This window comes from Frankia sp. CcMO1 (assembly GCF_977945845.1).
The window spans coordinates 1-10,788 of sequence record NZ_CDWTMG010000166.1; the positions used below are offsets into that span (position 1 = coordinate 1).

Below are 10,788 nucleotides of genomic sequence, written 5' to 3' on the forward strand. Positions count from 1 at the left end.
TTAACTTCGAAGACCCGTCATACGCCACGTACTCGTGATCACCCGGATGCAAGATCACAGGGATGAAACAGGCGACGAACTCCTCCGTGTGAACCGACATGTAAGCCCTGATAGCGCCGTCAGAAAGACGCCGGGGGATCACCTCCCCCGGCTGCACCGGGGCGTCAGCGTTCCTCGGTGAGTAGGGGCGTACCACCGGTGCGACCGGCCTTAAGTCAGTGAGCCGTCGATTTTGACCACGTACAGCTTGATGTCGGTCAAGTACGGCACCACGGTGCCCGCTACCGGCTCCTGCCGTACCACCTTCCAATGCGAGTCGATGATCTGAAGGCGTCCCCGTCCAGTCGCGTCGATTGAAGTCGACCGCAAGGGCGGGAAAAGAAGCTCCTGCGCGCTTTGCAGGTTCATGCCGACAACATTAGGGACCGCCTTCACCGCGGGGACCGTCGGCTGGGTTGCGGCAGGCGCGGCAGTGGTAGGGATACCCCCTTCCGTGCCGGGGACCGTAATGGCCGTTGTCGTCGCCGCCGGGACGGCGGTGGTCGCGGCCGTCGGGGTGGCCGGTCGTGGAGCTGGGGCTCGCGATCGCGGCGACGATAAGAAGCGCGACCACGGCGACACCGCCGATAATGCCGATCTTCTTCCAGTCGCGACCCTGCCGCGGTGGCGGCATCGGGGGTCCGTAGCCGCGGGTCGGCCCATCTCCGCCCGGGTGAGGCTGCTGGTAGCCCTGGCTTCTGCCGTCGTGGTAGCTGTGGTGCCTTTGATCGTCGTAGTACGACATGACCAATCCCCGTTGAGACAGCATCGGGGAATGGGCGTCACCCCCCGACAACGCGGCGCACAGGGCATCGAAGGCATCACTGGACCGAATCGCGGGGTACGCGCTGGGCGGGTATCCCGCGGATGGGCTCTTGCGTGTTTCTCGGATCCGGGAACCGTCCGTTACGAGTCCTTCGGGCCCACCGATCGACAGTCCGGGCAGTCCCTGGAGGATGACACCGGCCGGAACGTGAGCCGGACACCCCACCGTGGCGGTGGCCGCCGATGCTTCTTGCAGCGCAGCACGATTACCGGGTTGGGCCACGGTCTGCCAGGCGCCTCGTCCATGCCGTCAGGATGGCCCGGCCGGCGCGGCCGCGCCGTATCCTTCGCGTGGGCTCCGGTATGGGTGCCCGGCAGCTCAGGCTCTGGAGGTTGCCCCACGCCGGGTGTTCCACTCGGCTCGGCTGATCGCATAGACGTTGTTCGCCCTCCATGGGCCGACGTCAGCCACCTCCCGGAAGGTCATCCCAAGCTTGCGCGCGATCGCGTTCATCCCCGCGTTCTCCTGGTGTGTGACAGTGATCAGCTCGTCGACATCCAGCCGATCAAAGCCGAAGTTGAGCGATGCTGTGATCGCTTCTGTGCCAAGTCCCTGCCCCCAGCGGTCCCGGCGGATAGAGACAGCGACCTCGACGGCGAGCCAGCCCTCGGCGTAGAAGGTTCCTGCCCGGCCTATGAACTCGTTGGTATGGCGGTCGGTCATGGCCCACATACCATGTCCGCGTCGCTCCCATAGCGCCCGGGTCCGTTCGATCAGTCGGACTGTCCCCTCCCGCCCGCACGGACCATCGAGATAGTGCATGGTCTCGGGGTCGGCGTCATCGCCGCGTACGGGTCGATGACGGCGTCGAACCAGCCGCGAAGGATGAGCCGTTCCGTGACAACGATGGGGATCTCGGGTGCGGTCACTGGGTGAGGGCGAGCCGTGGGCGGGCGCCGAGCTGTTCGCGTAGATCTTTGACTGGGGGTAGTTCAGCGAACGGATCAAGATGCTTGCTGATATCTCCGGCCTTGGCTGTGACACTGTAGGTCGGGATGGCGTTCAACATCGAGACCACTTCCGATGCGTGCCGAGCAGCCTCCTCCGGCTCGGGTTTGGATCGAAGTAGCAGCGCCAGGGAGAGGTTGAGCATGGCGTTCCCGAGGTCTTCGAATCCACCACCGGTTCGTTGGTAGGCGTCGACCGATGCGCGCGCCATCGCCTCGGCCGCCTCGCCATGCCGGAGAGGGGCGAGAGTCCGCGCTGTCGACTGGTCGGCGTGGGCGGGTCCGAACGGTGATGCTCCGGGTAGCGGGGGACTGGCCACGACGTGGTCATGCATGAGCGCGAGCGCTTTTCGTGCGCCGGCTTCGTCTCCGAGCGCGACCAGTCCTCGAACTTCGTAGGCGGCGAGTCGCGCAGCCAGGTAAGGATGATCGGCTATTGTCAAGGCCTCCCGGGTCGACCCTGCGGGTCCCGGCAGGGCGTATTCAAGATCTTCTGCTGTCTTTTCGAGCTTCGCTTCCTTCCACAGGCGGATCAGTTCGCCGTCGGACTTCAGCTCCCGGTTGAGGTCTGCGACGACTCTGGGTGACGGTAGCTGGTGGCCGTTCGCCGCGTCGCCGATTACTTGGCGCGGGATCCCCGTCTTCCGGTGCAACTTACTGTGATCGTTCTGTCGATCTGCGATCAAGCCTCGAAGATACGTCACGAACTGTGACCGTGCTTGTCTCTGAGGATCCATCGCCTTGTCCTCCTGTCAAGCGATGCCCTGTCATGGCCGTCATCTGCATGCATGAAGAAACGGCTGCATTCTGCAGCAGATCTGGTACGCAGTGTGTCATGTCCTTACCGGCGGATGTGCCGGCCGGCATCCGGAGGCCAGGGAGGATTCGTGACGCTGACGGGTTCTCCCTGCGGATCGCCGGGCGGGTGGAAGGCGGCCACCTATACCGGGAGGAGAAGCGGGCCCCACCGCTCGCGGGCACCCTCCCCCTCCCGGGCCCTGCCGACCCGCCGGCCCGGAGCGAACTGGATTCCCGTGCGGGACACACCGGCGAACTATTCGATCTCCGTGCTCGACGCCGATGGGCGTCCGGTCGAAACCCTGACCGGCTGGCCCACGGCCCGGCTCGCCGACGAGCACGCCCAGACCTTGCCCGACATCGTCGGCTACCGGGTCGTTCCGCTTCGCCGTGTCAACGGCCCCTGAGACCGGGGCCGTCCCTTCCCCGAGGCGGCCCCACCTGATCCCTCCCCGCCTGCACGCCCTTCGTCAGGGCACTCCGTGAGCACGGTCGCAGGCGGGGAGGCACCACAGCCCCCGCCCATCCCCAGACCGGGGCCGCCGCCAATGATGCCGGCGGCCCCCTCCATCCCTCCCCGCCCGCGAAGTCCCTCCGCCCCGGCTCGTCCCCGGGGTGCCGGCTCGCGGGTGGGGAGGCTCCATCACACGCGAGGAGACAGACGCATGGGGTGAACCGACCCCGGCACCCCGGTGGGCACACCGTTGGACTGGCGCCGGGCGGCCTGCGCCCCCGCGGCCCAATTCGCCCGCGACGGCGCGGAAGCCGTCATCCAGTACCGGTATGCCGGCGAGGTCCACGAGCTCCGGATGCCCGGCGTCATCTGGTCCGGCCTCGTCCAAGAGGCCCGCGTGGCCACGTTCACCACGCTGACCGCCGAGTGGACGGAGTGGGCGGTCGCCGGCGGCCTGGTCCGCCACGCGGACGGCCACGTTGACCTGCGCTACAGCTAGCTGGGCCTCCGGGACATCCGCCTGCCCGCCACGATCTGGGATCAGATCCTCGCCGCGATCCGCGCACACGCCATCGACGGCCTCGACCGGTGACGGTCTGGCTCCAGCTCTGCAAGGACTGCAACGGTTTCGCGGTGCGGATCGGTGTCTACGCGACCAGCTACGGCCGTCCGCTCACGCTGATCTCATACCGCCCATTCGCGGCGAGGTGGCGGACAAGCGCGCCGCGTTCACCCGTCTCGACGACCACCCGAGCGGCGCCTGACCGGACCACTCCCCCACGGTGGCCCCGGGCGCGTTGCTACACCCGTTGCTACACCCGCGGCGATTCACGGCTTTCGAGCGCCCCGATTGCCGCCATGGGGGGCATGGGGGGGCTCGGCCCCAGCAGACATCGCGGCTGGCGGCGAAGCTTCCCGAAGGGAAGCAAGCATGAAAGACCAGCCCGTGGGCGCGGCAGGGATCGAACCTGCGACCACTCGCTTGTAAGGCGAGCGCTCTCCCGCTGAGCTACGCGCCCGGGAGATGACGAGGTCAACTAAGACTACGCAGCGGCGAGCCCCGGCGGGAGCCGGCCCTCCACGACTCCCCAGACGCAGGCCGGCTCCCGCAAGGACGATCTTAGAGGATGGCGAGCGCCTTGAGGTACTCGGCCTGGTCCCGCGCGTCGGGGATGTTGTTGACGACCTTCCAGCGGACGACACCCTCCTTGTCGATGACGAAGGTGCCCCGCAGAGAGATGCCCCGCTCCGCGTTGAAGACGCCGTACGCGCTCGCGACGGCGCCGTGCGGCCAGAAGTCGGCGAGCAGCGGGAACTCGTAGCCCTGCTGGTCGGCCCAGACCTTGTGGGCGAACGGCGAGTCGACCGACACGGCCAGCACCTGGACGTCGTCGTTCTGGAACGAAGCGAGATCGTCCCGCACGGAGCACAGCTCGCCTTGGCAGACGCCGGTGAAGGTCAACGGGTAGAACAGCAGGACCACGTTGCGCTTACCCTGGAACTCGGACAGCGTGACAACCTCGTTGTTCTGGTCCTTCAGTGAGAAGTCCGGGGCGACGGAGCCAACCTCGACGGCCATGGGCTCTTCCTCTCCACAACGGTGGGGAACTGATCAGGGACCGGTGACCACAACAGATGATCACTACGGCGACGGGCCCCGCGCCAAATCCGGCGAGGGTACTCACCGATCGGCACGGATGTCCCGATCCAGCATGCCATTGCCGGCTACCTCGAAGCTGGCCGCCCATCCGCGGCGTGCCCTACACGACCTTCCGGATCTCCGCCATATCGCCTGGAACCGCACCCGACCTGGATGTTCACCCGCGTGCTCGGCAATCAGATCACGGCGATCAGACCGGGATGGAAGGTGTCCTTCCCGGTCCGGTGACCCCGATGCGGCGGGTGTGCGGGTTTTCGAGGCCAGAGTGCCCTAGCCTGGCCGATCGACGCGGGAACCGCACCGGCCGGACATGCGTGGGGGCATGGTGCCGTGCCCCGCGGCCGCCACTGGTATGGACACCGATGAGGACAGGGCCACTTTGACCAATCAGAGTTCCACCCCGCACGGATACCCCGCCCAGGAACCTCACCCGATCGACGGACCGGGCACATCCACCGGCGGATTTCCGATCTATGCGTTTCGTGAGTCTCTGACCGGCCACGAACCGCAGCAAGGCTACCCCGCCACCCCCGACTATGGGACACCGGGCCTGGCCGGACCACCTGGCTCCCCCGACACGTTCCAGGGGTCCGGCCTACTCGGGAGGAGGCGCAACCCCTTCGCGGTGTGGCTGGGCATTCCTCTGATCACCCTGGGTGTCTACCCGTTCGTCTGGATCTACCGGACGAACAAAGAGCTCGCCGAGTATGACCGGCGCATCGAGGTGAACCCGACGCTGTCGCTGCTGGCCTTCCTGATCGGCTGGATGATCATCTTCCCACCGTTCGTCGCGGCCTGGCGGCTCGGCACCCGCGTCCGTAGCGCCCAGCGTGCGGCCGGGGTAGCCGAGACGAATCCGGTCCTGGCCTTCGCTCTCTTCCTCATCGGCGGCGGCGCGTTGGTCCTGCAGTTCGGAATCAACCGCATCTGGGACCGCTACCCCGGGGCGGTCGAGGGCCAGCAGGTGCCGCTCTACCGGTAACCGCTCTACCAGTGACCGCCCGCCGCCCGGCCCACCCCGAGCGCCGCCCGCGGCGGCCGGAGGCGCCCATACACCCCGCATCCGTCCCCGAGGCACGCGAGCACGGCGGTGCACGCCCGCCTCGACCCGGACCCCGAAACCGAGCGAACCGGACCGGACCGACCCATGCCCGGCCGGGCCGGCCGGACCGGGCACCTTAGGTCAGCGGTGGCGCACCCGCTGCGACTTCGGCGCCGCCAGCCGCTGGCCGGACCACTCCTGGGCGACGCTCAACGTGCTGGTCTGGACGAGACCCGCGGTGGGCACCGCGTCCAGCACGTCACTCGGCTCGACATGGCCGGCACGCCCGGCCTTGGGCGTCAGCAGCCAGATCACGCCGTCGTCGGACAGCTGCCGCCGTGCGTCGATGAGGGCGTTCGCCAGGTCCCCGTCATCCTCCCGCCACCACAGCAGGACGATGTCGACGACGTCGTCGGAGTCCTCGGGGACAAGCTCGGTCCCGCTGGCGCTCGTGACGGCGTCCAGCAGGTCCTGGGCGATGTCGTCGTCCTCGTTGAGCGACTGCACCTGGGTCCCGGCGGAGACTCCCAGCCGCTCCGCTCGGCGCTGACCCTCGGCGTTCGCCGCGGTCGGACTCACCCTCCACTACCTCCTGCTCGTATGTTGACGCTCCGCGTAACCGCGAGGGCGTCCCGTCTCGGTGGACGCATCCAACGATGATCCTCATCGGCTGGTGCGCCTCGACCTAGTCCACCGGACCTTCCGGTGACTGCGCAAGTGCCACGCCGTCGGTTGTGGACAAGCGACGGCGTGGTCAGCCTGGTGTGACTCCCCGCCAGTACCCCGGAGAGAGCGGAATCATCCCGCCAGGAACGACAGCCGGACCGTTCGATCGGGGTTGTCCACGTTGAGGTCCACCAGCGCAATGGACTGCCAGACCCCGAGCGCGAGGCGGCCGTCGATCACCGGCACCGTCAACGAGGGCGGGATGATGGCCGGCATCACATGCGAGCGGCCGTGACCGAACGTTCCATGCGCGTGGCGCCATCTGCCGTCGGCGGGGAGCAGATCCGCGAGCGCCGCGAGCAGGTCGATATCACTATCGGAACCCAACTCGAGGATGGCCACGCCGGCCGTGGCATGCGGCACGAAGACCGACAGCAACCCGTCGCTGGAACCGGCAAGGAACCGCCGCGCATCAGGTGTGAGATCCACCATACTTTCTCGCCGGCCGGTGCGCACGGACAGCGTCGTCGTCTTCATCCGGGTCGCCATCAGGGTGATTGTCCACCACCGCGGGGCCCGGCATCGGCCGCACTACGGACGACAGGCCAACAACGCAACGCACATCGCCCAGGTCTCGACCCGGAAGTAACCAAGACGTACGTGACGAGGCCGCCGCGATGGAGCACGATGGTCCATGACATACCCGTTCTCCGGGTAACCTCCCCCCTCGGCCGTCAAGGGTCGGTCGATCACCCAGAGTTCAGGCATCGTATGGGATGAGCGAGCGGCCGGGATGCGGCGGCGCATTGATCATGCATGTTCCCACCCGGTGCGTTGCAAAAGGGACAACTAGGCCGGCGATCGTACGATCAGGACCTTTTCGCATGATCGCGACGGCCCCGGGAAGCTCGAGGAGCAGGAGAAGGCGTGACGCAGGACACAACCCGGAAGTTCTCGGTCATCACCGACGGGCTACCGAGTCAGCTGCCGGACATCGATCCCTCCGAAACCAGCGAGTGGCTGGAGTCACTCGACGCCGTCATCGAGGAGTCCGGCCGCGGCCGGGCCCGCTTCATCATGCTGAAGCTCCTCGAACGGGCCCGGGAGAAGGCGGTCGGTGTTCCCGGTCTCACCAGCACCGACTACATCAACACCATCAGCCCGGAGCAGGAGCCCTGGTTCCCCGGCGACGAGCACATCGAACGCCGCATCCGGGCCTATATCCGGTGGAACGCGGCCATCATGGTGAGCCGCGCCAACCGCCCCGAGTTCAATGTCGGCGGTCACATCGCGACCTACGCCTCGAGCGCGAGCCTCTACGAGGTGGGCTTCAACCATTTCTTCCGCGGCAAGGACCATCTCAGTTCCTCGCCGGGAAGCGCCTCGGGTGACCAGATCTTTATTCAGGGTCACGCGTCCCCGGGCATCTACGCCCGCGCCTTCCTGGAAGGCCGGCTGACGGAGAAGCAGCTCGACGCCTTCCGGCGCGAGGGCGAGTCGGGCGGCCTGTCGTCCTACCCCCACCCGCGGCTTATGCCTGATTTCTGGGAGTTTCCCACGGTTTCGATGGGGATCGGGCCGATCAACGCCATCTATCAGGCCCGGTTCAACCGCTACCTGCTCAACCGCCAGATCAAGGACACCTCGAACAGCCGGGTGTGGGCGTTCCTCGGCGACGGCGAGATGGACGAGCCGGAGTCGATCGGCGCGCTGGGCGTGGCCGCCCGCGAGGAGCTCGACAACCTCATCTTCGTGGTCAACTGCAACCTGCAGCGCCTCGACGGCCCGGTCCGCGGCAACGGAAAGATCATGCAGGAGCTGGAGTCGCTGTTCCGGGGCGCCGGCTGGAACGTCATCAAGGTGGTCTGGGGCCGCGACTGGGACCCGCTGCTGGCCAAGGACACCGACGGCGTGCTGGTAAACCGCATGAACACCACGCCGGACGGGCAGTTCCAGACCTACTCGACGTCGTCGGGCGAATACATCCGGGAGCACTTCTTCGGCTCGGACGCCCGGCTGCGCCGGATGGTCGCGGACCTCTCCGACGACGATCTGCGCAAGCTCTCCCGCGGTGGCCACGACTACCGCAAGCTCTACGCGGCCTACAAGGCGGCGACCGAGCACGCGGGCCAGCCCACGGTCATCCTCGCGCACACCATCAAGGGCTGGACCCTGGGCAAGGACTTCGAGGCCCGCAACGCCACCCACCAGATGAAGAAGCTGACCAAGAGCGAGCTCAAGGAGTTCCGCGACCGGCTCTATCTGGCGATCCCGGACTCGGCGCTGTCAGGTGACCTGCCGCCCTACTGCCACCCCGGGCCGGACTCCGAGGAAATCGCGTACATGCGGGAACGCCGGGCCGCACTCGGCGGGTCGATCCCGCGGCGGGTCGTGCGGGCCAAGCCGCTCCCCCAGCCGCCAGCGAAGATCTTCGACGAGCTCCGGAAGGGCTCCGGCAAACAGCCCGTCGCCACGACGATGGCCTTCGTCCGGCTGCTGAAGGACCTCATGAAGACCAAGGAGATGGGCGCGCGTTTCGTGCCGGTCATCCCCGACGAGGCCCGCACCTTCGGCATGGACGCGATGTTCCCGACGGCGAAGATCTACTCGCCGCACGGGCAGCGATACGAGGCCGTCGACCGCGAACTGCTGCTGTCCTACCAGGAGTCCGAGACCGGTCAGATACTGCACGAGGGCATCAGCGAGGCCGGGTCGATGGGCTCGGTGATCGCCGCCGGCACAGCGTACGCCACCCACGCGCAGTACATGATCCCGGTCTACGTCTTTTACTCGATGTTCGGCTTCCAGCGCACCGGCGACCAGATGTGGGCGCTCGGCGACCAGCTCGGCCGCGGGTTCCTGCTCGGGGCGACCGCCGGTCGGACCACCCTCAACGGCGAGGGCCTGCAGCACCAGGACGGCCACTCCCTGCTCCTGGCCTCGACTAACCCGGCCTGCGTGGCCTACGACCCCGCCTTCGCCTTCGAGGTGACGCACATCGTCCGGGAGGCGCTCGACCGAATGTACGGCGAGCGGGACGACAACGTCTTCTACTACCTCACCGTCTACAACGAGCCGGTGCCGCAGCCGGCCGAGCCCGCGGGTCTCGACCCGGCGCAGATCATCTCCGGAATGTACCGGTTCCGCTCGGCCGAGGGCCTGGTCCGCGGGCTTCCGGCGGCGGGGGCCGGCGTGGACTCCCCGCCGCGGGCCCAACTGCTGGCCAGCGGGACTTCCATCCACTGGGCGCTGGCGGCGCAGGAGATCCTTGCCGCCGACTTCGGGGTCGCCGCCGACCTGTGGTCGGTGACCTCGTGGAACGAGCTTCGGCGGGAGGCGCTCGACTGCGACCGTGCCAACCTGCTCAACCCCGAGGCCGACGATGCCGTGCCGTACGTGACCCGCGCTCTCGAAGGGGCCGCCGGCCCGGTCGTGGCGGTCTCCGACTGGATGCGCGCGGTGCCCGACCAGATCTCCCGGTGGGTTCCGCAGCCGTTCACCTCGCTGGGCACTGACGGGTACGGCCACTCCGACACCCGGGCCGCCCTGCGCCGGCACTTCAAGGTCGACGCCGAGTCGATCGTCGTCGCGACCCTGGAAGCCCTCGTCCGGGCCGGTGAGGTCAAGGCCACCACGGTCGGGGACGCGATCAGGCGATTCGGGCTGCGCGCCGGCGAGGCCGGCCTGAACGGGCCCGAGGCGATCGTGGCCGGCACCAGGATCGTGGCCAGCACCGAGCAGGACGAGCGGCCGATCTCGGGCTGACCGACTCACCCAGGCCCCGGAGCGCCCGGCCCCGGGATTGCCCGGATTGCCCGGGCATCCGGGCCATTCGGGGCCTCCCCTGCGCCGACGGAGCCACCTGCGGGCTCCCCGGTGCCGGACCGGACCCCCGCGGGGCCCACCCGGCGCGGAGCCCCGGGTAGCGGGTCCGGAAGGTGGGGCCCGGAAGGTGGGGCCCGCGCGATGGAGCCCACCGCGTTGGGGCCATCACCTCCAGGCCGGCCCGTCCGGCCCATCCGGCCCACCGCATTCGGATCGGTACCTCCGGGCCACCCCGACTGGGCGCCGGGCCGCGCGCCGGATCCCCTTGGCGCCCGATCTCGGCCCCGCGACCTCGGGTTTCATTCTCCGGGCCCACCGCGTTGACCTTCTGCATCCGGGCGCACCTGGTTCCGGCGCGCCCGGTCCGGACCCCCCGGAGGAGTTACCCAGCGCATCAGCACTGTCCGTGATGAACCCCACCGCGCTTGGCTTCATCGGGGTCCACCGCCGTCCCCGATTCGGCTACGCCCCGGGGCTTTCGCGGTACCCCATGTTCCACTCGATGACGCGTTGAGTTCCGCATCGCCGCCG

General features: G+C 68.1%; 11 protein-coding genes and 1 tRNA gene. 4 read left to right on the plus strand and 8 right to left on the minus strand.

The genetic code is table 11. From position 1 onward, the window contains the following. Positions 1-210: 210 nt before the first annotated feature. The 4 genes from AC08OU_RS17470 to AC08OU_RS17485 form a co-directional block, all read right to left on the minus strand. Positions 211-408 carry a hypothetical protein gene (locus AC08OU_RS17470; protein WP_476605333.1) on the minus strand — a complete coding sequence of 66 codons (198 nt, stop codon included), beginning with the start codon at positions 406-408 and terminating at the stop codon, positions 211-213. Positions 409-418: 10 nt separating this feature from the next. Further along, positions 419-784 (minus strand): hypothetical protein, encoded by a 366-nt coding sequence (locus AC08OU_RS17475; protein ID WP_476601174.1) that lies wholly within the window; start codon positions 782-784, stop codon positions 419-421. Positions 785-1,183: 399 nt separating this feature from the next. After that, positions 1,184-1,627, minus strand: coding sequence for a GNAT family N-acetyltransferase (locus AC08OU_RS17480; protein WP_476601172.1), 444 nt, complete (start codon positions 1,625-1,627; stop codon positions 1,184-1,186). A gap of 103 nt (positions 1,628-1,730) precedes the next feature. Further along, a complete protein-coding gene (locus tag AC08OU_RS17485) occupies positions 1,731-2,549 on the minus strand; it encodes a hypothetical protein (protein ID WP_476601170.1) in 819 nt (272 codons plus the stop codon). 150 nt (positions 2,550-2,699) lie between these two features. On the opposite strand from AC08OU_RS17485, the gene AC08OU_RS17490 reads away from it, so the two are divergent. Both AC08OU_RS17490 and AC08OU_RS17495 read left to right on the plus strand, forming a co-directional pair. Continuing rightward, positions 2,700-3,017 carry a hypothetical protein gene (locus AC08OU_RS17490; RefSeq protein WP_462188199.1) on the plus strand — a complete coding sequence of 106 codons (318 nt, stop codon included), beginning with the start codon at positions 2,700-2,702 and terminating at the stop codon, positions 3,015-3,017. A gap of 285 nt (positions 3,018-3,302) precedes the next feature. After that, on the plus strand, positions 3,303-3,563 hold the full coding sequence (locus AC08OU_RS17495; protein ID WP_476601167.1) for a hypothetical protein: 261 nt from the start codon (positions 3,303-3,305) through the stop codon (positions 3,561-3,563). A 448-nt stretch (positions 3,564-4,011) separates the two neighbouring features. On the opposite strand, the gene AC08OU_RS17500 is transcribed toward AC08OU_RS17495, so the two are convergent. Continuing rightward, a tRNA-Val gene (locus tag AC08OU_RS17500) sits at positions 4,012-4,083 on the minus strand. 101 nt (positions 4,084-4,184) lie between these two features. Continuing rightward, positions 4,185-4,643: a peroxiredoxin gene (locus tag AC08OU_RS17505; RefSeq protein WP_011437438.1), complete on the minus strand. Its 459-nt coding sequence runs from the start codon at positions 4,641-4,643 to the stop codon at positions 4,185-4,187. A 460-nt stretch (positions 4,644-5,103) separates the two neighbouring features. On the opposite strand from AC08OU_RS17505, the gene AC08OU_RS17510 reads away from it, so the two are divergent. Beyond that, the gene (locus tag AC08OU_RS17510; RefSeq protein ID WP_476601165.1) at positions 5,104-5,706 is read left to right on the plus strand and encodes a DUF4234 domain-containing protein; all 603 of its coding nucleotides are present in this window, start codon (positions 5,104-5,106) and stop codon (positions 5,704-5,706) included. Positions 5,707-5,907: 201 nt separating this feature from the next. On the opposite strand, the gene AC08OU_RS17515 is transcribed toward AC08OU_RS17510, so the two are convergent. Together AC08OU_RS17515 and AC08OU_RS17520 are read right to left on the minus strand one after the other, a co-directional pair. After that, positions 5,908-6,345: a DUF3052 domain-containing protein gene (locus tag AC08OU_RS17515; RefSeq protein ID WP_011437440.1), complete on the minus strand. Its 438-nt coding sequence runs from the start codon at positions 6,343-6,345 to the stop codon at positions 5,908-5,910. A 219-nt stretch (positions 6,346-6,564) separates the two neighbouring features. After that, positions 6,565-6,969: a secondary thiamine-phosphate synthase enzyme YjbQ gene (locus tag AC08OU_RS17520; protein WP_476601163.1), complete on the minus strand. Its 405-nt coding sequence runs from the start codon at positions 6,967-6,969 to the stop codon at positions 6,565-6,567. Positions 6,970-7,359: 390 nt separating this feature from the next. Between AC08OU_RS17520 and aceE the strand changes: the two genes are divergently transcribed. Further along, complete coding sequence (gene aceE, locus AC08OU_RS17525; protein ID WP_476601161.1) at positions 7,360-10,197, plus strand: pyruvate dehydrogenase (acetyl-transferring), homodimeric type; 2,838 nt, start codon at positions 7,360-7,362, stop codon at positions 10,195-10,197. The last annotated feature ends 591 nt before the right edge of the window (positions 10,198-10,788 follow it).

Coding starts and splice junctions, on each gene's coding strand:
- AC08OU_RS17475 (WP_476601174.1), bottom strand. CDS start 784: ATGTCGTACTACGACGATCAAAGGCACCACAGCTACCACGACGGCAGA.
- AC08OU_RS17470 (WP_476605333.1), bottom strand. CDS start 408: ATGAACCTGCAAAGCGCGCAGGAGCTTCTTTTCCCGCCCTTGCGGTCG.
- AC08OU_RS17485 (WP_476601170.1), bottom strand. CDS start 2,549: ATGGATCCTCAGAGACAAGCACGGTCACAGTTCGTGACGTATCTTCGA.
- AC08OU_RS17505 (WP_011437438.1), bottom strand. CDS start 4,643: ATGGCCGTCGAGGTTGGCTCCGTCGCCCCGGACTTCTCACTGAAGGAC.
- AC08OU_RS17480 (WP_476601172.1), bottom strand. CDS start 1,627: ATGCACTATCTCGATGGTCCGTGCGGGCGGGAGGGGACAGTCCGACTG.
- AC08OU_RS17520 (WP_476601163.1), bottom strand. CDS start 6,969: ATGAAGACGACGACGCTGTCCGTGCGCACCGGCCGGCGAGAAAGTATG.